Origin of the sequence: Pelagibacterium sp. H642, assembly GCF_031202855.1 — a bacterium.
Lineage (GTDB): Bacteria > Pseudomonadota > Alphaproteobacteria > Rhizobiales > Devosiaceae > Pelagibacterium.
Window position 1 is genome coordinate 1043190 of the sequence record NZ_CP101829.1, and the last position, 18823, is coordinate 1062012.

Consider the following 18823-nt stretch of genomic DNA (forward strand, 5'->3'; position numbering starts at 1 on the left):
TTATGAGGCCCCAATAGCGTCCTGCTGCAGCGAGGTGGATCACACATCTTTCGCTCTCCGGACGCTCATGGAAATTGGCCTCACACCCGCCCATGAGCCCTCAACCATTCAAGAGTTAGGGCTTTTCGATGAACGAGCATAAACCGACCTTCCCCACGCAGGGACTTGAAGACGCCGAGTTCGCTCCGACCAATCCCACTTCCAACCCCACGATGGGCGAACTGATCTCCCGCCGCTTTTCGCGCCGCGGGTTTCTGAAGGGTTCGCTGGCGACCACGGCGATTGCCGCTACGGTCAGCCCCCTGGCGCTGCTGACGGCCGAGAAGGCCCGCGCGCAGGAAGCCTCCGCCTTCTCGTTCCCCGAAGTGACGGCTGGTGTCGATGCCGACCATCACGTGGCCGAGGGCTATAATGCCGACGTTCTGCTGCGCTGGGGCGATGCCGTCGTCAATGGCGCGCCCGAATTCGACCCGACCGCGCAGACGGCCGAAGCGCAAGCGCAGCAGTTCGGCTACAACAACGACTATGTCGGCTATGTGCCGCTCGAGGATTCCTCGGAACACGGCCTGCTGCTGGTCAACCACGAATACACCAACGCCCACCTGATGTTCCCGGGGCTGGTCACCATCGTCGATGGCGAGCCGCAGCAGGGTCCGCTTTCCGAAGAGCAGGTCAATATCGAGATCATGGCCCATGGCGGGTCTGTCGTCGAAATCGAAAAGGTGGATGGCAAGTGGCGCCGCGTCGAGGGCAGCCCCTACAACCGCCGCATCACCGGCGAAACCGAAATGGAAATCACCGGCCCGGCTGCCGGCCATGATCGCCTCAAGACCAGCGAGGACGACACCGGCACCCGCGTGCGCGGCACGCTCAACAACTGCGCTGGCGGCACCACGCCCTGGGGCACTTACCTCATGGCCGAAGAGAACTTCCACGGCTATTTCATGGGTGAGCTGCCCGAGGGTCATGCGGAAGCCGCCAATTACGAACGCCTCGGCGCTCCGGGCAACAGCTATGAATGGGGCAATTTCCACGACCGCTTCGATGTTTCCAAGGAACCCAACGAAATGAACCGTTTCGGCTGGGTCGTCGAAGTCGATCCGATGGATGCCAATTCCACGCCCAAGAAGCGCACCGCGCTGGGCCGCTTCAAGCACGAAGGCGCCGAATCCATTGTCGCCCCGGATGGACGCGTCGTGTTCTATACCGGTGACGACGAGCGCTTCGACTATGTCTACAAATTTGTGACCAACGGCACTTTCGACCCCGACAACCGCGAAGCCAATATGGACCTGCTCGATGACGGCACGCTCTATGTGGCGCGCTTTGACGAAGACGGCTCCATGGAATGGCTGCCGCTGGTCCATGGCGAGGGCCCGCTGACGTCCGAGAACGGTTTTGAAAGCCAGGCGGACGTGCTGATCGAAACCCGCCGGGCCGGCGATCTTCTGGGTGCCACTCCGATGGACCGCCCCGAGGACATCGAACCCAATGGTTCGAACGGCCGCGTCTATGTGATGCTGACCAATAACACCCGCCGCACCGAAGAGCAGGTCGACGCCGCCAATCCGCGCGCCGAGAACGCCTTCGGCCACATCATCGAAATCCACGAGGATGGCGGTGACTTCGCGGCGACGACCGGCACCTGGGAAATCCTGCTCCAGTGCGGCGATCCCTCGATCGCCGAAGTGGGCGCGACCTTCTCGACGGCGACGACCGAAAACGGCTGGTTCGGCATGCCCGACAACGCGGCAGTCGACAGCGAAGGCCGGCTCTGGGTTTCGACCGACGGCAACAACCCCACCGACACCGGCCGGACCGATGGTCTCTGGGCCGTGGACACCGAAGGCGATGCCCGCGGCACGTCCAAGCTGTTCTACCGCGTCCCGGTCGGCGCGGAAATGTGCGGCCCGCTGCCGACCCCGGACCTGACCACCTTCTTTGTGGCGGTTCAGCATCCGGCCGATGGCGGCGAGGATTGGGAAGGCCATGGCCGTCCGTCCTACTACGAAGATCTGTCCACCCGCTGGCCGGATTTCCGCGACGACATGCCGGTTCGCCCGGCGGTCGTGGCGATCACCAAGGCCGATGGCGGCAAGATCGGCATGGGCTAAGACCCTGCCTCATAGGTGACGGAAGGCCGGTGCGCGGTGCGTGCCGGCCTTTCTGCTTTTGATGGACGCGGCGGGTGGCCATCTCCCGGTCGCAAAGGCTAGGCTAAAGTGATTGAGGAGAAAGGAATCGCCCCATGACGACTCAAGCCACCGCCGCGCAATCTGGCACCTTCAACATCGGCAATTTTACCATCAACCGGCTGGGTTATGGCGCGATGCGGATCACCGGGCGGGGGATTTTCGGACCCCCGGCTGACCGCGAAGGATGCCTGGAAACGCTCAAGCGCCTGCCCGAGCTTGACGTCAACTTCATCGACACCGCCGATTCCTATGGACCCGATGTTTCCGAGGAACTGATCAACGAGGCGCTGCATCCCTATGAGGGCATGCTGATCGCCACCAAGGCGGGGCTGACCCGGCCTGGACCGGACCGCTGGGCGCCCAATGGGATGCCCGACTATCTGATCGGACAGGCGCGCGGGAGCCTCAAGCGACTCGGGCTGAGCCAGATCGGGCTGTGGCAATTGCACAGGATCGATCCGCGCGTGCCGCGCGGCGACCAGTTCGCGGCGGTGAAAGCGATGCTCGATGAAGGGATCATCGCCAATGCCGGGCTGAGCGAGGTGTCGATCGAGGAGATCGAGGCGGCGCGGGAGGTGTTTCCGGTGGCCACGGTGCAGAACCGGTATAACCTCGTCGACCGGCAGAGCGAAGAGGTACTCAAATATTGCGAGAAGGAGGGGATCGGGTTCATTCCCTGGTTCCCGCTGGCGGCGGGGAACCTCGCCAAGCCCGGCGGCGTGCTCGAGGAGGTGGCGAAAAGGCATGAGGCGACGCCGGGGCAGATCGCGCTCGCCTGGGTGTTGAAGCGCAGCCCCGTGATGCTGCCCATTCCGGGGACATCCAAGGTCGCCCATCTCGAAGAGAACGTGGCGGCGGCGGAAATCGAATTGTCCGACGACGATTTCGCCGCGCTCGACGCGGCCGGGCGGAAGGGTTGAGCATGCGCGCGCTGCAATATTCAAAATTCGGGACGCCCGCCGACGTGCTCGGGGTTGCCGAGGTGGAAACGCCCCAGCCGGCGGACGGGCAGGTGCTGGTCGAAACGCTGTTGTCACCGATCCACAACCATGATCTTTGGACGATCGCCGGCAGCTATGGCTACAAGCCCGATCTGCCGGCGATCGGCGGCAGTGAGGCGGTTGGAAGGGTCGCGGCCGTGGGGCCGGACGTGGAGGACCGCTGGATCGGCAAGCGGGCGGTGGCGAGCGGCAACGGCACCTGGGCCGGTGCGTATCTGACACGCGCGGCGGGACTGATGGAGGTGCCAGAGGCGATCCCCGACGAGGCGGCGGCGCAATTGGTGGCCATGCCGTTCAGTTCGATTGCGCTGCTCGAATGGCTCAAGCTCGAAAGCGGTGACTGGTTGATCCAGAACGCGGCCAATGGCGCCGTGGGCAAGCTGGTGGCCAAGCTGGCGCGGCCGCGCGGGATCAAGGTTTTGAGCCTGGTGCGCCGGGCCGAGGCGGTGGCGGAGCTCGAGGCGCTGGGGATGGCGCCGGTGATTTCCACCGACACGGAGAACTGGGTGAGCCGCGCGCGGGAGATCGTCGGCGAGGACGGAGCGCGGGCGGCGGTGGATTCGGTGGGCGGCAAGGTCGTCGACGGCATGGCAGACCTGCTCGGCTACAAGGGCACGCTGGTGGTGTTCGGTTCGGTGGGCGGCAACCCAATGGAGCTGCAGACCGGGCCGATCATCTTCAAGCAGCTTGCGATCAAGGGCTTTTGGGGCGCGAGGGCAATCGGGGAATTTCCCGAAGCCGAGCGGGGGCGGATGATGGGCGAGCTGGTGGCCCTCGCCGCCAAGGGCGAATTGCCGCTCGATGTAGATGGAATCCATGAGCTGGCCGACTATCGGGACGCCCTTGCCGCCGCACAGGAGCCGGGGCGCAAGGGCAAGGTGCTGCTGCGGCCATGACCGCCTTTGTTGCCTTGTTGCGGGCCGTCAATGTTGGCGGCACGGGCAAGCTGCCGATGAGCGAACTCAGGGCCATGTGCGAGGCCGAGGGGTTCGCAAAGGTGGCCACCTATATCGCGAGCGGCAATGTGGTGTTTACCGCCGAGCGTTCGGAAGCCGAGGTGCGCAAGGGGCTGGAAAAGCGCCTGGAAGCCTATGCCGGCAAGCCGGTGGGCGTGCATGTGCGCACGGCGGCGGAAATGGCGCAGGTTTTGGCCGACAATCCGTTTCCCGACGCCAAGCCCAACTGGACGGTGGCGATCTTTCTCAATCAAAAGCCGGCCAAGGAGGCGCTCGATACGGTGCGCGACCGCACCGATGAGGAGGTGCGGCTGGGCAGGCGAGAGATCTATGTCGCCTACGGCTCGGGGATGGGGCGATCGAAGCTTAAAATTCCGGCCGCAAAGGAGGGGACGGCGCGCAATATCAACACCATCGCCAGACTGGCGGAGATGGCGGCGACGCTCTGAACTCGGGCGCTACGCCTTCTTCCTTGCGCTGCCGCGCTTGCCGGCGAGGCGGGGCTTTACCGCCTGCTCCTGCCGCTCTTTTTCCAGGCGCAGGGCGCGCAGGCGGAGCGTCTTGGCGCGGGTCGCCTCCAAGGCGACCTCTTCGAGGCGGAGAGCTTCCTTTTCACGCGCCTCGCGCTCGGCGAGCTTTTCGCGCGTGCTCATCTTTGGTGCGGTGGACATACTAATCCTTAAAATGAAAAGGCCGCCTTGCGGCGGCCCTCATGCTTATTCGGCAGGACGGATGTTGACCGCCGAGGAACGGCCGTCACGGCCCTTTTCCAGATCGTAGCTCACGGCCTGACCTTCGGTCAGCGTGCTCATGCCCGAGCGCTCGACGGCGGAAATGTGCACGAACGCATCCTGGCCGCCCTGATCGGGCTGGATGAAGCCGAAGCCTTTGGTGGTGTTGAAGAATTTAACTTTGCCAGTGATCATCGTCGGATCCTTTTAAGTGGCGAATATCCGCACGCGACATGCGTGCGAACCGACCGGTGGCGCAAGAGCGCGCGGTCTAGACGTCTTGCAGTAAAGGATTCCAAGTGACCGGCAGGGCCGGATGATCAGATAGCCAAGCGCATCGAACGTATGGGGGTATTCTATAGAGCGGGTGGGGAGAAAACAAGGCACCGTGAAAAGGGGGGCTATCGTGGCCGGTCGGCCCTGTCGATGAGGGCCCGCGCGGGCAGCCGATCGTCGGGCTCCGAAGCGATGCGCCGCCGCAGGTTCTGGGCGAACGATTTGAGGCGTTCCCCACCCTGCCAGACGGCAAGATCCCAGGCGGCGTGGGGATGGCGGGCAACGAAACGCGACAGGCTGGGCCGAGGCTGATCGGCCTGGGCGCTGACATAGCGGGCCACGCCATAGACCACGCCGGCGGCGATCGCGTGCCCGAGGGCGGCGGCAATAAAATTCGATCCGCCCGGCTGGTTGACGATCACCACCTGGCGGGCCTTTTTGAGCTTTCTGAGTTTTTTCTTGAGCTTTTTCTTGCCCACGGGGCGGCTCCGGTCAGTGGACGCGCCGATCGGCTTCACCAGTATGAGCCTTTTTGTCCGAACGGGACTTGCCGTCATGGTTGTCGCGATGGTCGCGCAGGGCATCGAGAAAAGCGTGGGTGGCGTCCGATACGGCGCGGCCGAGAGCCGAAGTGGCGTCACCCGTGGTATCGGCGAACCGGGCGCCAGCATCGTGCAGGCCGTGTTCGGCCCGCCGGCCGGTGCCGCTGTCCCCGGCGCGGCGCGAAGCGGCGGCACCCACGTGATAGATGACCTCCGAGATCAGCGCGACGCCCACGGGCGAGGCCAGAGCGGCTGCCAGCGCGCCGCTGCGATACTGCTTGGGGATCTTGAAGCCCAGGATTTTCTTGGGCAGCTTGTTCTTCTTTTTCTTGGCCATTTTCGGTCCATTCCTCGCGTGTGGTGGAATGGACTAACGGCCGGCGGGGTCAGTTCGTTCGAACCCGCCGGCAAATTATCACAGTTCAATGACAGGGCTTAATCGAGCACCGCCTTGACCGCCGCGGCGGTTTTTTCCACCACGATGTCGGCCTCCTCGCGCGAGAGGCAGAGCGGGGGCGCAAAGCCGATGATATCGCCCTGGGGCATGGCGCGGGCGATGACGCCCGACTTGACCATTTCGGCGACGATGCGGATGGCGACCTTTTCGCTCGGGTCAAAGAAGCTTGTCGTGTCGCGATCCTTGACCAGTTCGACGGCGCACAGCATGCCCTCGCCGCGCACCTCGGCGACATGGGGATGATCGGCGAGCGCGGCCTTCATCTGGGTATTGAGATATCCACCGGTTTTCCCCGCGTTTTCCACAAGGCCCAGGCTATCGACGAGGTTGAGATTGGCGATGCCGGCGGCGGCGCCAATCGGGTGGGCGGAATAGGTCCAGCCATGGCCGATGGGGCCGTTTTCATCGGTACCCTGTTCGAGCACTTTCCAGAGCCTGTCGCCGATGATCGAGCCCGAAAGCGGCGCGTAGGCCGAGGTCAGCCCCTTGGCGATGGTGATGATATCGGGGCGCAGGCCGTAATGATCCGAACCCATCATCGAGCCCAGGCGACCGAAGCCGGTGACCACCTCGTCAACGATGAGGAGAATGTCGTGGCGATCGAGCACCTGCTGGATGGCATCCCAATAGCCGGCGGGAGGAGGGACGATGCCGCCGGTGCCCAGAACCGGCTCGCCGATGAAGGCGGCGATGGTATCGGCGCCCTCGCGCTCGATCAGCGCTTCGAGTTCGGCGGCGCAATGGAGGACGAATTCGGCCTCGCTCATGTTCTGGCGCGGACGGCGAAGATAGTAGGGGGCTTCGGTGTGCAGGACCTGGGGGAGCGGAAGATCGAACTTGTTGTGGAAGCTCGAAAGGCCGGTCAATGAGCCGGTCATCAGGCCCGAGCCATGATAGCCGCGCCAGCGGGAGATGATCTTCTTTTTCTCCGGGCGGCCCAGGATGTTGTTATAGTACCAGACGAGCTTGATGTTGGTCTCGTTGGCGTCCGAGCCGCCGAGTCCGAAATAGACCTTGCTCATGCCGGCGGGCGCGCGGTCGAGGATCATCTTCGAGAGCGTGATCGAGGCTTCGGTGCCGTGGCCGACATAGGCATGGTAATAGGCAAGTTCGCGCGCCTGTTGCGCGATGGCGTCGGTGATTTCGGTGCGGCCATAGCCGACATTGACGCAGTAAAGCCCGGCGAACGTATCGAGCAGGCGGTTGCCGTCACGATCCTCGATATAGACGCCCTGCCCGCCGGTGACGATCCGGTTGGGGGTTTCGCCGCGGGCGTGCTGGGCGAGATGGGTGGAGGGGTGGAAGAAATTTTCCCGATCCCAGCGGTCGAGTTGATCGTTTGAAAGCATTGGTGGTGGTCCTTGGTGGTTCAGTCTCGAATTCTTGTGCGTGGGGCCACGCTGCGCACCCCTCATCCGACCGCTTCGCGGCCACCTTCTCCCTCAAGGGGAGAAGGGGAACCCGGCGCAGCGTTTCGGCAGGAGCTTAGACGCTGCAAGAGAGCCCCCTCTCCCCTTAAGGGATGGGGTGAGGTTGAGTTAGGCACAGCGCTACGCCCAGTCGCGGCAGACATATTTGACCTCGGTGAACTCCTCCATGCCCAGCCGGGCGCCTTCTCTGCCCATGCCTGATTGCTTGAAGCCGCCGAAGGGGATGGGGGCGCCGGTGACCTTGGTGCGGTTGACGGCAACCATGCCGAACTGGAGCTGGCGGGAGGCGCGGTAGATGCGGCGGGGGTCCATGGTGTGGAGGTAGGCGATCAGCCCGTATTCGGTGGCGTTGGCGCGGGCGATGGCTTCTTCTTCGCTGTCGAAGGGGGAAAGCGCGGCGACGGGGCCGAAAGTTTCCTCAGCCATGATCAGCGCATTGGCGGGGACGTCGGCGAGGACGGTGGGCTGGAAGAACAAAGGTCCCTGCCCGTCCACCTTGCCGCCAATGAGGCATTTGGCGCCCTTGGCTATCGCGTCCTCCACATGGGAGACCTGTTTGGCTACGGCCTTTTCGTTCATCAGCGGGCCGATATCGGGATCTGTGATGCCGGGGCCGATGGAGAGGGCGGCGGTTGCCTCGACGAAGCGGTCGCAGAACGCCTGGTAGATGCGACGATCGATCAGGAAGCGGTTGGCGCCCAGGCAATCCTGGCCGGAGGTGGCGAATTTGGCCTTGATGGCTTCTTCGACCGCCTGATCGAGATCGGCATCGGAAAAGACGATGAAGGGGGCGTGGCCGCCAAGCTCCATCACCAGGCGCTTCACCGTATCGGCGGACTGGCGGTACAGCAGCTTACCGATTTCGGTGGAGCCGGTGAAGGAAAGGACGCGTACGCGGGTGTCCGAAGTCCAGGGCTCGACGATCGTGGCGGCCTTGCCGGTGACGACGTTGAAGGCCCCTGCGGGAATGCCGGCGCGGGCGGCGAGGATAGCCAGAGCGGTCGCCGAGAACGGGGTTTCCGAGGAAGGATGCACAAGGCAGGTGCAGCCGGCGGCGAGCGCCGCGGCGGCCTTGCGGGTGATCATGGCCGAGGGGAAGTTCCAGGGCGTGATCAGCGCGGCGACGCCGGCGGGTTCGCGCCAGATTTCGACCTCCGCATCGGGGAGGTGGGAGGTCACGGATTCAATATTGGGGCGCTTGGCTTCCTCGGCGAAGAATTCGACGAAGGAAGCGGCATAAGCAATCTCTCCACGCGCTTCGGAGATGGGCTTGCCCTGCTCGGCGACCATGATGCGCGCAAGATCCTCGCGGGCGTCCATGATCAGATCGTACCAGCGACGCAGGATGGCGGAGCGTTCCTGCGGCAGCAGCGAGGACCAGGGCAGGAAGGCCTGCTGGGCGGCATCGATGGCAGCGCGGGATTGCTCGGGGGCAAGCGCAGGAATGAACCCGATGGTTTCTCCCGTCGCGGGATCGGTGACGGGGATATCCTCGCCCGTGTCCGAAGCGACCAACTGGCCAGCGACATGCGCGGCCTGGCACAGGAGTTCGGGATCGGCGAGATCGGCGGCAAGGCCGGAAGGCGCGTATTTGGCGGACAGGCTCGACATGGCGGAAACTCCAAGGAGATGACGCGACCATATCGGGGAACCGGGAGAGGCTGGCGCCAAAGTTGGGGGCGCGGAGGCGATGGTTCTGCTGGTAGAGGGCGGGTTGGGGCGAAAATTACTCTGCCTTGCGGCCGATGGCGCCCAGATGGGTGTGGGAGAAGGCGGACGCATATTTCAGCCCATACCCCAGGCTTCGGTCAAAGCCCGCGTGGGCCGCAACGATGAGGGCGATCTGCCACAGGGATTCTATCCCCAAGGCCCATCCCGCACCGGCCAGGACCAGAGGCAGAATGTAGGTGTGTACGGCATTGTAGGCGGCCGCGCCGATCCGCGTGTTGATCGCATAGGCGAGAAAACTGAGGTCGGGCATGAAAATGACGATAGCGAACAGCCATGGGTTGCCGCCAGCGAGGAAATAGGCCGATGTGGCGGCGGCAAGGACCGCCAGGCCCTCGAGCCGCAGCATCAGGCGCACGCCTCCGGTCACTGACCCGGCTGATGCGGGGATGGTGTTTGGCGCATCGTTCATCGTTCTGCCTCCGGTTGCGTGCGGAGCAGTGTAAGGCACTAAGGGTGCGCGCCCAATCGGCGATTGCCGAATAGACGCCATGCGAAACCGAATGGCTCTCAGGAGAGGCGGACAATTTGTATTAGCTTGGTTCCCCAGGACGCTCAGCGCACCCCTCATCCGCCCCTTCGGGGCACCTTCTCCCCTCGAGGGGAGAAGGAAAGCAGGAGATTGGGCCAGTCGCAACCATGGCTCTACCCCGCCTCGGCAATGGCCGTCACCGGCAGGGGCGTATCCTTTACCGGGGCGGTGACGACGTAGGAATAGTAGCGGCGGACGCCGATGCGGGCGGCGAGGAGGTTTTCGATCAGGCGCTGATATTCTTCGAGGTCGCGGGTGATGACCTTGACCATGTAATCGATGCCGCCGCCCACCGCCCAGCATTCGACGATCTGGTCGATCTTCTTTATCGCCGCCTCGAAGCGGGTGAAATCCTCGGCCTGGTGGCTTTCGAGTTCGATCTGGACGAAAACGATGGTGAGCGGCCCGAAGGCGCGAAGCGAGATGCGGGCGCCATAGCTTTCGATGATGCCCGCGTCCTCGAGGCGTTTCAAACGCTCCCAGCAGGGGGTGGGGGTGAGATTGACGCGTTCGGCAAGCGTAGCCTTGGGTATGCGGCCCTCGCGCTGGAGGATCGAGAGGATTTTCAGGTCCCGGTCATCGAGCTTGAGTTGAGCCTTTTGAATGGCAGCGCCCCTTGCGGCTAAAAGCTGGTGCATGACGCAAAGCTATATCCGCCGGGGGGCAGGCGTCCAGCGCTCCCGGATAAAAAATATGCAAGTGCCCGCCAGCGGTTAAACCGCGGGCGCTGCGGTGGCCGCGATCCCGGCGTGACCCCGGACAACAGGAGGCGAGGCAGAGGCGCCTACCCTGTTGCGTCTCAATTGCCCTCCAGAACCGCTTTCAAGAATTCGCGCGTGCGCTCTTCCTTGGGGTTGGTGAACAGTTCCTCGGGGGGAGCCTGTTCGAGCACCTTGCCGCGATCGAAAAAGCAAACGCGATCGGAAATCTGGCGCGCGAAATTCATCTCATGGGTGACCAGAAGCATGGTCAGGTCGTGCTCTTCGGCCAGGCGCCGGATGACGCCGAGCACTTCGCCCACAAGTTCGGGATCGAGCGCCGAAGTGGGCTCATCGAACAGCATGATCTTGGGGCGCATGGCGAGCGCGCGGGCGATGCCCACGCGTTGCTGCTGGCCGCCGGAAAGCTGGTGCGGGTATTTGTCGGCCTGGTCGGTCAGCCCCACCATTTCGAGCAATTCGTCGGCGCGCTCCCTCGCCTCGGCCTTGGAAACGCCGAGCACCTGCACCGGCGCTTCGGTCAAATTGCGCCGCACCGTCATGTGCGGGAAGAGATTGAACTGCTGGAACACCATCCCCATTTTCTCGCGCATCCTGCGCAGATGGGCCTCGCTGGCCGGCTTGAGGCTGCCGTCGGCGGCCTTCTCGTGCCAGAGCGTTTCTCCATCCACATAAACGACGCCGCCCGAAATGGGCTCAAGGGTCATCAGGATCCGCAGCACGGTGGACTTGCCCGAGCCCGAGGGGCCGATGATGGTGACTTTTTCGCCCGGCTGAACCTCGAAATCGAGTTCGTTGATCACGGTGAACGTGTCGAAGCGTTTGACGACCTTGTCGAACTTGATGATGGGGTCGGTCATTTGAGCGGAATTCCTCTTTTGGGCAACGCGCGATCCAGAAGGCGAACGGCAGCGGAGGCCAGCAACGTCATGATCAGATAGATGCCGCCCACCATCGAGAGCGGAATGAGATAGTTGAAGGTGCGGTCGCCGATGATCTGGGCGACGCCCAAAAGCTCAAGAACGGTCACCACGGAAAGCAACGGCACGTCCTTCATGATCGAGACCAGATAATTGCCCATGGCGGGCACGATGCGCGGAATGGCCTGGGGAACGATCACGTGGGTGAAGGTACGCAACCCCTTGAGGTTGAGCGCCCGGGCAGCCTCGTGCTGGCCCCGCGCCACCGCCTCGATGCCGGCGCGGTACACCTCGGAGGTATAGGCCGAATATTGCAGCCCCAGCGCCAGGGCGCCGGTCAGGAAGGCGGGGAGGATGAGGCCGTATTCCGGCAGCACGTAATAGAGAAAGAAAAGCTGGATCAGGAGCGGCGTGTCGCGCAGGAATTCGACGATGACCGCTACGGGCCAGGAGACGATCTTGAGCGGCACCGACTTGAGCGCTGCCCAGACGAGCCCGAGCGCCAAGGCGATGGCAAAACCGACCACCGTGGCCTGCAGCGTCACCAACAGGCCCCGCAGCAGGATGGGCAGGATGGAGACCGCGAAGGTCCAGTTGCTTGTGGTGTCCCATTCGATTCCAAACAGCATTGGGCTACCTCGCTCCCGCGCGCCAGCGGCCAACGAACCGCTCGAGCAGCTTCATCATGGCGGTCAGAACGAGAGCGAGGCCGAAATACATCAGCAGCGTCATCGTATAGATCGTCGTCGAATCCTGGGTGAAATTGCGCAACTGCTCGGCCCGGAAGGCCAAATCGGAGAGCGAAATCAGCGAAACCAGCGCGGTATCCTTCAAGTTCTGGATGGCCAGATTGCCGAAGGGCGGCATCATCTCGGGGATGGCCTGGGGCAGCGCGATGCGCCAGAGCGTCTTGCGCGGGGTGAAATTGAGCGCCTTGGCCGCCTCGTACTGGTCCTTCGAGACAGCCTCGATGGCGCCGCGCACCACTTCTGCCCCATAGGCGCCGATGTTGAGGGACAAGGCCAAAACGCCCGCCACCACGGGGGGAAGCCGCAAATCGATACCGATCGCCTGCCCCAGAACCGGCATGGCGAAATAGAGCCAGAAGAGCTGCACCAGGAGCGAGGTGCCCCTGAAGATCTCGATATAGGCGGTCGATATGGATTTGATCAGCGGGTTGTGGGCGAGTTTGCCGATGCCGGCGGCGAAAGCGAGAATGGCGCCCAGTATCGTCGAATAGACGGTGAGCTCTATGGTGACCCAAGCCCCTTGCATGAGGGGATTGAGATAAGCGGTCCAATCCATGGATACGGTCTCGGCTTCTTGTTCTTGTTGAGCTCAACCGGGAAGCCGGCGGGCGTTGCCGCCCACCGGCCGGATCACGTCATGCGCCAAGACGCTTATGCTTACTCGCCGCAAAGATCGGCGGTGGTCATATCGAACGAGCGCGAGACGTCGGCGTCGGTGAAGCCGTAGCCGGTCACGACCTCTTCCCATTCGGGCGTCTGCTTATATTCGGCCAGCACCTCGTTGACCGCGTCGCGCAGTTCCTCATTGCCCTGGGCGAAGACGAAACCACCCCAGGAACGCTGTTCCTCACCATCGATCACCGGGTCGGTGAAGCCTTCGGCGACTTCCACCGCATCGCTCTGGCCGGCCAGCTCGCTGGCGGTGAGGCCGGTGGCGGCGTAAGCGTCGGCACGGCCGGTCGAAACCGTCGAAATGGCGTCGGCGTTGGACGAAATGGTCACGAGCTGGTTCTCGGCAACGCCGAGGGCCTGGAACATGTCGAGCTGGTTGGCGCCGGCCATGATGGCGACGGTCAGATCGGGGTTTTCAGCAAACTGCTCGTAGGAATTGAGCCCTTCGGGGTTGCCGGCCGGGACCAGCAGGCCCTCACCATAAGAGGTGTTGGGTTCCGAATAGATGACGGTCGCGCAGCGGGTGGGAATGATGGCCATTTCGGCGGCGACCATGTCGAACCGGTCGGCCTGCAGGCCCGGAATCAGGGAGGAGAACTCGGTGGTGACCCATTCGATGTTTTCGATGCCGAGCTGTTCGACGATGTGCTTGGCGACATCGGGCCCGGCGCCCATGGTTTCCCCGCTCACCGGATCGACATAGCCATAGGGGATTTCGTTGGCTACAGCGATGCGGATGGTGCCGCTCTCCTGAATTTCGGCGAGCGATGCGGCCTGGGCAGCCCCTGCCAGCCCGAGCGCAGCGGCGCCGGCGAGAAGGGCAGCCTTGAGAGTTTTGGAAGTTGTCTTGCGCATAACGGCTCCTGTCCTTTGAAATTTTTTCGAGTCTGTATTCAGGGCTATGCAGATGACCGGCAATAACAGCTCAGATCACCCCAAGACGGACGGCATCGCTCCCTGTGACATTGGGGAGCAAAAACCATCCGATCACTGCTGAACCAAAGCGTTCGGTTCAGTTAATGCTTGAACGAGCTCAAGGGTTGCCAACTTCTGGCCACAAGTCGAGGGGCGATGCGTCTTTTTGAGAGAGCGATGGCAGCAAGACCATCTGCCAGTGGCCACTCAAATTGGAAGGACCGCCGGCTCGGGCGGCTGCATAGTCCTAAAGATCGAATTCGCCGGAAAAGCCCGAAACGAGGCGCATAGGCCGGCGGCGGCGGGGTGCATAAAAAGTCGCTAGGGGAACCGCGCATGGCCGACGCCGTGACAATGGTTGATGTGCTGGAGGCGCGCAGGCGCATCGGTTCCCTCATCCACCGCACTTCACTTTCCCAAAGCGCCGCGCTGACGCAACGGACCGGGCAACCGATCCTCCTCAAGAACGAGCACCAGCAACTGACCGGCAGCTTCAAGCTGCGCGGGGCGACAAATGCCGTGCTTGCGCTGTCCGATGACGAGCGCAGGCGCGGGGTGGCGGCTGCATCCACCGGCAATCACGGGCGGGCGCTGGCCCATGCCGCCAAAGCGGCCGGCTCACGGGCGGTGATCTGCATGTCCTCGCTGGTGCCCGCCAACAAGGTGGAGGCGATCAAGGCGCTGGGGGCCGATGCGCGGATCATCGGCATGAGCCAGGACGATGCTCAGGTCGAGGTGGACAGGCTGGTTCGCGAGGAGGGACTTATAGAGGTCCCGCCGTTCGATAAGGCCGAGGTGATCGCCGGGCAGGGCACGTTGGGCCTGGAGATCGTCGAGGATGCTCCCGCGCTCGACGCGGTGCTGGTGCCGCTTTCGGGCGGCGGGCTGATCGCCGGGGTGGCGCTGGCGGTCAAGACGCTATCGCCCAAAACGCGGGTGATCGGGGTTTCGATGGAGCGCGGGGCTGCCATGGTGGCCTGCCTTGCGGCGGGCAAGCCGGTGATGGTGGAGGAGCTGGAAACGCTGGCGGATTCGCTGGGCGGCGGGATCGGGCTGGAGAACAGGCATACCTTCTCCATGGTGCGCGAGTTGGTGGACGAGACGATCCTGCTGACCGAGCGGGAAATCGCGGCGGGGATTGCCCATGCCTACAATGAGGAGCGCGAAGTGATCGAAGGGGCGGCAGCCGTGGGGATCGGGGCGATCCTGGCGGGGAAATTCGCGCCGGCCGGCCCAACTGCCGTCGTTCTTTCGGGCAAGAATATCGATATGGGCGTGCATGGGCAGATCGTCGCCGGCACGCATCCGGTGTTCGGGGAGCTGGCGTGATGGCGGAGATTCAGATCCTCACCGAAGCGGAACTGCGCGAGCTCGTGCGGCTGGATCTGGCGGCCATCGATTGCGTCGAGCAGGCGTTCCGGGCGCTGGCCGGGGGCAAGGTGGTGATGCCGCCGATATTGCGGCTCGACATCGCCGATGCCAATGGCGAGGTGGACGTCAAGACGGCTTACCTGCCGGGCGTGGAGAGCTTTGCCATCAAGGTGAGCCCCGGATTTTTCGATAATCCCAAGATCGGATTGCCCTCGACCAATGGGTTGATGGTGGTGCTCTCCGCCAGGACCGGGCTGGTCGAGGCGCTGCTGCTCGACAATGGATACCTCACCGACGTGCGCACGGCGGCAGCCGGCGCGGTAGCGGCAAGGCACCTGGCGCGCGAGGATGCGCAATCGGTTGCGATCATCGGGGCCGGAATGCAGGCCCGGATGCAGCTCGAAGCGCTGACACTGGTGCGCAATATCAATTCAGCGTGCATCTGGGCGCGGGATGCCGAGAAGGCGCAGGCTTTTGCGCGGCGGGTCTCGTCCGAGCTTGGGATTGACGTAACGGCGGCCGGAACTGCCGAGGCGGCGGTGCGTGGCGCCGATATCGTGGTGACGACGACGCCGGCCACGGAACCGCTGATACTGGCCGAGTGGATGACGCCCGGGCAGCACCTGACCGCCATGGGATCGGACGCCGAGCACAAGAACGAGATCGACCCGGCGCTGGTGCCGCGCGTTGAGCTTTACGTCGCCGACAGCCTTGCCCAGACGCGGCGCCTGGGGGAGTTGCATCATGCGATCGATGCGGGGTTCGTGGCGCCCGACCAGAGATTTGCCGAGTTGGGGCAGATCATTGCCGGCAGCATGGCGGGGCGCCAGACGGCGACCGATATCACCTATGCCGATCTGACCGGCACGGGCGTGCAGGACACGGCGATCGCCGCCCTGGCCCGAACACGCGCGCGGACAAGCGACGCGGGCACCAAATTCTCGACCTGATCGTCAGGTCTTTCCCTGGAGCGCAAAGGCAAATGCCGAACACCCGCCTGCCCTTTACCCTGCCCGAATATTACGAACGCCTGGAGGCGGTGCGCCGCGCCATGCAGACGCAGGGAATCGACGTATTGATCGTCACCAATCCTTCCAACATGCATTGGCTCACCGGCTATGACGGGTGGAGCTTTTACGTGCACCAGGCGGTGATCGTGTCGCTAACCGACGAACCGGTCTGGTGGGGGCGGCCCATGGATGCGGTGGGAGCGGAAAAGACCACCTGGCTTTCCACCGACTCCATCTACGCCTATCCCGACGATTTCGTGCAGAACCCGGAAAAGCACGCCTATGTGCATCTGTGCGGGGTGTTGCGCGACAAGGGCTGGGACGGGCGCCGCATCGGAGTGGAAATGGACAATTACTATTTCACCGCGGCATGCCTTGAAACGCTGCGGGCGGAAATCCCCGGCGTGAGCGTGGTCGATGCAACTTCGGTCGTGACTTGGCAGCGTTCGGTGAAATCGGAGGCGGAAATCGAATTCATGCGCCGGGCGGCGCGGATCGTCGAAGCCATGCATAGCCGCATCCGCGAGGTGACCCGTCCGGGATTGCGCAAGAACGAGCTGGTGGCCGAGATCTACCATGCTTCGCTTTTGGGCGCTGACGGGTATGGCGGAGACTATTCGGCCATCGTGCCGCTGACGCCCTCGGGGCGCGACGCGGCGGCGGCGCATCTGACCTGGGACGATCGGGAGCTGGTCTCGGGCGAAGGCACGTTCTTCGAAATTGCCGGGTGCTACAAGCGCTATCACTGCCCGATCTCACGCACCGTGTTCCTGGGCGAGCCGCCCAAGGACATGCTCAAGGCGCAGGAAGCGGTGCTCGAGGGCATGGAAGCGGGCATGGCGGTGGCCAAGCCGGGCTATACCTGCGGGGAGATCGCCGAGGCGTTTTTCGGGGTGCTGCGGAAGTACGGCGTAGAGAAGACCTCGCGCACCGGATATTCGGTGGGGCTCTCCTATCCGCCCGATTGGGGCGAGCACACGATGAGCATCCGCCCAGGAGATCGGTCGATTTTGCGGCCCAACATGGTGTTCCACTTCATGCCGGCCATCTGGACGCCCGAATGGGGGCTGGAGATCACCGAAACCATGCGCATCACCGATATCGGCGGGCCGGAATGCCTGGCCAATGTGCCGCGGGAATTGTGTGTGAAACAGTAGGGCATGAGCGTGTGGCGCCCCTCACCCCAACCCTCTCCCCAGCGGGGAGAGGGAGTCAGGCGATGGCGTCCTCGGACGTGGGGTTGAACGGATCGCCGCGACAAAATTAGCCCTCGCCCTCTGGGAGAGGGCGGCCGGCAGGCGGGTGAGGGGTCGGCTCGAACGAGGGAATTCTGGAGGCAATTTTGGCCCATAGACTGCTTGGCGAAACACTCGAAATCCTGGCGGACCTGATCGGCTTTCAGTCGGTTTCGTCCGAGAGCAATCTTGAGATGATCGCCTATATTAATCACCGGCTCGACCAGATCGGGACGCGGACCTATCTGACGCTCAATCCCGAAGGCAACAAGGCGAACCTTTTTGCCTCCCTGGGGCCGGCGGATATGGATGGGGGGATCGTGCTCTCGGGGCACACCGACGTGGTGCCGGTCGAGGGGCAGGAATGGAGTTCGGACCCGTTTACCGCGACGCTTCGGAACCGGCGCATTTATGGACGTGGGGCGTGCGACATGAAGGGGTTCATCGCCTGCGCGCTGGCCTTTGCGCCCTATTTCCAGGAGATTGGCCTGAAACGGCCGATCCACCTGGCGTTCACCTATGACGAGGAGGTGGGCTGTCTGGGCGCGCAGGTGATGCTCAAGGAATTGCAGGCGGTGGGACGCAGGCCGGCGATGTGCATCATTGGCGAGCCGACGATGATGAAGATCATCGAGGGCAACAAGGGATGCTGTGAATATACGACCCATTTCACGGGGCTCGAGGGGCACGGCTCCATGCCCGAGCGCGGGGTCAACGCGGTGGAATATGCCGTCCACTACGTAAGCAAGCTGCTTGAGGTGGGCGAAGCGCTCAAGACGCGGGCGCCCGAAGGCAGCCGGTTCGATCCGCCCTGGTCGACGATCCAGATCGGGAAAATGGCGGGCGGGATCGCGCGCAACATCATTGCCGGCTCGTGCTCGGTGGAGTGGGAGTTCCGGCCGGTGAACGGGGCCGATTTCACCTTCACCCATGACGAAATCAGAGGATTTGTGGAGAACGTGCTGCTGCCGCGCATGCAGGCAGTGCATCCCGACGCGGCGGTGATCACCGAAACGATCGGGGAGGTTGCGGGGCTCGAGCCGATGAGCCGGTCCGAAGCGGTGGAACTGGTGCGGGCGCTGACCGGCAATGACGAGCCGGCCGAATGCGTATCGTTTTCGACCGAAGCGGGGCTGTTTCAGGAGCTGGGGATCGACACTGTGGTGTGTGGGCCCGGATCGATCGAGCAGGCGCATAAGCCCGATGAGTTCGTGGAGCTTGATCAGCTCAGCGCGTGCCTGGCTATGATCGAGGGGCTGGAGAAACAGGGGTAGGCGAATTCGCTACCGGCGGCGTACGCTGAAGCTCAGCGCCCCTCATCCGCCCCTTCGGGGCACCTTCTCCCACCAAGGGAGAAGGGTAGCCTGTGGCAGCGCTTCAGCAA

At 63.5% G+C, this 18823-nt stretch carries 20 protein-coding genes; 8 read left to right on the forward strand and 12 right to left on the reverse strand.

Annotated elements, in window-relative coordinates:
- Positions 1–128 precede the first annotated feature (128 nt).
- The 4 genes from NO934_RS05165 (at position 129) to NO934_RS05180 (ending at position 4601) form a co-directional block, all read left to right on the forward strand.
- A complete protein-coding gene (locus tag NO934_RS05165) occupies positions 129–2114 on the forward strand; it encodes a PhoX family phosphatase (protein WP_309162722.1) in 1986 nt (661 codons plus the stop codon).
- Positions 2115–2248: 134 nt separating this feature from the next.
- On the forward strand, positions 2249–3115 hold the full coding sequence (locus NO934_RS05170) for an aldo/keto reductase (protein WP_309162723.1): 867 nt from the start codon (positions 2249–2251) through the stop codon (positions 3113–3115).
- A gap of 2 nt (positions 3116–3117) precedes the next feature.
- Positions 3118–4092: a zinc-binding dehydrogenase gene (locus NO934_RS05175; protein WP_309162724.1), complete on the forward strand. Its 975-nt coding sequence runs from the start codon at positions 3118–3120 to the stop codon at positions 4090–4092.
- Complete coding sequence (locus NO934_RS05180; RefSeq protein ID WP_309162726.1) at positions 4089–4601, forward strand: DUF1697 domain-containing protein; 513 nt, start codon at positions 4089–4091, stop codon at positions 4599–4601. The genes NO934_RS05175 and NO934_RS05180 overlap by 4 nt, the downstream gene beginning before the upstream one ends.
- A gap of 9 nt (positions 4602–4610) precedes the next feature.
- Here NO934_RS05180 and NO934_RS05185 read toward each other — a convergent pair whose 3' ends face one another.
- The 12 genes from NO934_RS05185 to ehuB form a co-directional block, all read right to left on the reverse strand.
- Complete coding sequence (locus NO934_RS05185; RefSeq protein WP_309162728.1) at positions 4611–4823, reverse strand: hypothetical protein; 213 nt, start codon at positions 4821–4823, stop codon at positions 4611–4613.
- A 45-nt stretch (positions 4824–4868) separates the two neighbouring features.
- A complete protein-coding gene (locus NO934_RS05190) occupies positions 4869–5078 on the reverse strand; it encodes a cold-shock protein (protein WP_309162729.1) in 210 nt (69 codons plus the stop codon).
- Between the two features lie 206 nt (positions 5079–5284).
- Positions 5285–5638: a hypothetical protein gene (locus tag NO934_RS05195; RefSeq protein WP_309162730.1), complete on the reverse strand. Its 354-nt coding sequence runs from the start codon at positions 5636–5638 to the stop codon at positions 5285–5287.
- Between the two features lie 13 nt (positions 5639–5651).
- Complete coding sequence (locus tag NO934_RS05200) at positions 5652–6038, reverse strand: hypothetical protein (RefSeq protein ID WP_309162731.1); 387 nt, start codon at positions 6036–6038, stop codon at positions 5652–5654.
- 98 nt (positions 6039–6136) lie between these two features.
- Complete coding sequence (locus NO934_RS05205) at positions 6137–7507, reverse strand: aspartate aminotransferase family protein (protein WP_309162732.1); 1371 nt, start codon at positions 7505–7507, stop codon at positions 6137–6139.
- A 201-nt stretch (positions 7508–7708) separates the two neighbouring features.
- Positions 7709–9199 (reverse strand): NAD-dependent succinate-semialdehyde dehydrogenase, encoded by a 1491-nt coding sequence (locus NO934_RS05210; RefSeq protein WP_309162733.1) that lies wholly within the window; start codon positions 9197–9199, stop codon positions 7709–7711.
- Between the two features lie 115 nt (positions 9200–9314).
- Positions 9315–9728: a DUF4260 domain-containing protein gene (locus NO934_RS05215; RefSeq protein ID WP_309162735.1), complete on the reverse strand. Its 414-nt coding sequence runs from the start codon at positions 9726–9728 to the stop codon at positions 9315–9317.
- 233 nt (positions 9729–9961) lie between these two features.
- On the reverse strand, positions 9962–10486 hold the full coding sequence (locus tag NO934_RS05220) for an Lrp/AsnC family transcriptional regulator (protein WP_309162737.1): 525 nt from the start codon (positions 10484–10486) through the stop codon (positions 9962–9964).
- Positions 10487–10647: 161 nt separating this feature from the next.
- Positions 10648–11427, reverse strand: a complete 780-nt coding sequence (gene ehuA, locus NO934_RS05225; protein WP_309162738.1) for an ectoine/hydroxyectoine ABC transporter ATP-binding protein EhuA — start codon at positions 11425–11427, stop codon at positions 10648–10650.
- Positions 11424–12116, reverse strand: coding sequence for an ectoine/hydroxyectoine ABC transporter permease subunit EhuD (gene ehuD, locus NO934_RS05230; protein ID WP_309162739.1), 693 nt, complete (start codon positions 12114–12116; stop codon positions 11424–11426). The genes ehuA and ehuD overlap by 4 nt, the downstream gene beginning before the upstream one ends.
- Positions 12117–12120: 4 nt before the next feature.
- Positions 12121–12792 (reverse strand): ectoine/hydroxyectoine ABC transporter permease subunit EhuC, encoded by a 672-nt coding sequence (ehuC, locus tag NO934_RS05235; protein ID WP_309162740.1) that lies wholly within the window; start codon positions 12790–12792, stop codon positions 12121–12123.
- Positions 12793–12893: 101 nt separating this feature from the next.
- The gene (gene ehuB, locus NO934_RS05240; protein ID WP_309162741.1) at positions 12894–13763 is read right to left on the reverse strand and encodes an ectoine/hydroxyectoine ABC transporter substrate-binding protein EhuB; all 870 of its coding nucleotides are present in this window, start codon (positions 13761–13763) and stop codon (positions 12894–12896) included.
- A 396-nt stretch (positions 13764–14159) separates the two neighbouring features.
- On the opposite strand from ehuB, the gene eutB reads away from it, so the two are divergent.
- The 4 genes from eutB to argE all read left to right on the forward strand — a co-directional run bounded on the left by eutB (position 14160) and on the right by argE (position 18713).
- Positions 14160–15152, forward strand: coding sequence for a hydroxyectoine utilization dehydratase EutB (gene eutB / locus NO934_RS05245; RefSeq protein ID WP_309162742.1), 993 nt, complete (start codon positions 14160–14162; stop codon positions 15150–15152).
- Positions 15152–16144: an ectoine utilization protein EutC gene (eutC, locus tag NO934_RS05250; protein ID WP_309162743.1), complete on the forward strand. Its 993-nt coding sequence runs from the start codon at positions 15152–15154 to the stop codon at positions 16142–16144. Before eutB ends, eutC begins: the two co-directional genes overlap by 1 nt.
- Before the next feature lie 32 nt (positions 16145–16176).
- Entirely contained in the window at positions 16177–17361 is a 1185-nt protein-coding gene (locus NO934_RS05255; RefSeq protein ID WP_309162744.1) for a M24 family metallopeptidase, read from the forward strand.
- A 185-nt stretch (positions 17362–17546) separates the two neighbouring features.
- Positions 17547–18713 carry an acetylornithine deacetylase gene (argE, locus tag NO934_RS05260; protein WP_309162745.1) on the forward strand — a complete coding sequence of 389 codons (1167 nt, stop codon included), beginning with the start codon at positions 17547–17549 and terminating at the stop codon, positions 18711–18713.
- Positions 18714–18823: the final 110 nt, after the last annotated feature.

Excerpts from the sequence above, each read along its gene's own strand:
- NO934_RS05165 (WP_309162722.1), top strand. The coding sequence starts at position 129 with ATGAACGAGCATAAACCGACCTTCCCCACGCAGGGACTTGAAGACGCC.
- NO934_RS05170 (WP_309162723.1), top strand. The coding sequence starts at position 2,249 with ATGACGACTCAAGCCACCGCCGCGCAATCTGGCACCTTCAACATCGGC.
- NO934_RS05175 (WP_309162724.1), top strand. The coding sequence starts at position 3,118 with ATGCGCGCGCTGCAATATTCAAAATTCGGGACGCCCGCCGACGTGCTC.
- NO934_RS05180 (WP_309162726.1), top strand. The coding sequence starts at position 4,089 with ATGACCGCCTTTGTTGCCTTGTTGCGGGCCGTCAATGTTGGCGGCACG.
- NO934_RS05185 (WP_309162728.1), bottom strand. The coding sequence starts at position 4,823 with ATGTCCACCGCACCAAAGATGAGCACGCGCGAAAAGCTCGCCGAGCGC.
- NO934_RS05190 (WP_309162729.1), bottom strand. The coding sequence starts at position 5,078 with ATGATCACTGGCAAAGTTAAATTCTTCAACACCACCAAAGGCTTCGGC.
- NO934_RS05200 (WP_309162731.1), bottom strand. The coding sequence starts at position 6,038 with ATGGCCAAGAAAAAGAAGAACAAGCTGCCCAAGAAAATCCTGGGCTTC.
- NO934_RS05205 (WP_309162732.1), bottom strand. The coding sequence starts at position 7,507 with ATGCTTTCAAACGATCAACTCGACCGCTGGGATCGGGAAAATTTCTTC.
- NO934_RS05210 (WP_309162733.1), bottom strand. The coding sequence starts at position 9,199 with ATGTCGAGCCTGTCCGCCAAATACGCGCCTTCCGGCCTTGCCGCCGAT.
- NO934_RS05215 (WP_309162735.1), bottom strand. The coding sequence starts at position 9,728 with ATGAACGATGCGCCAAACACCATCCCCGCATCAGCCGGGTCAGTGACC.
- NO934_RS05220 (WP_309162737.1), bottom strand. The coding sequence starts at position 10,486 with ATGCACCAGCTTTTAGCCGCAAGGGGCGCTGCCATTCAAAAGGCTCAA.
- ehuA (WP_309162738.1), bottom strand. The coding sequence starts at position 11,427 with ATGACCGACCCCATCATCAAGTTCGACAAGGTCGTCAAACGCTTCGAC.
- ehuD (WP_309162739.1), bottom strand. The coding sequence starts at position 12,116 with ATGCTGTTTGGAATCGAATGGGACACCACAAGCAACTGGACCTTCGCG.
- ehuC (WP_309162740.1), bottom strand. The coding sequence starts at position 12,792 with ATGGATTGGACCGCTTATCTCAATCCCCTCATGCAAGGGGCTTGGGTC.
- ehuB (WP_309162741.1), bottom strand. The coding sequence starts at position 13,763 with ATGCGCAAGACAACTTCCAAAACTCTCAAGGCTGCCCTTCTCGCCGGC.
- eutB (WP_309162742.1), top strand. The coding sequence starts at position 14,160 with ATGGCCGACGCCGTGACAATGGTTGATGTGCTGGAGGCGCGCAGGCGC.
- eutC (WP_309162743.1), top strand. The coding sequence starts at position 15,152 with ATGGCGGAGATTCAGATCCTCACCGAAGCGGAACTGCGCGAGCTCGTG.
- NO934_RS05255 (WP_309162744.1), top strand. The coding sequence starts at position 16,177 with ATGCCGAACACCCGCCTGCCCTTTACCCTGCCCGAATATTACGAACGC.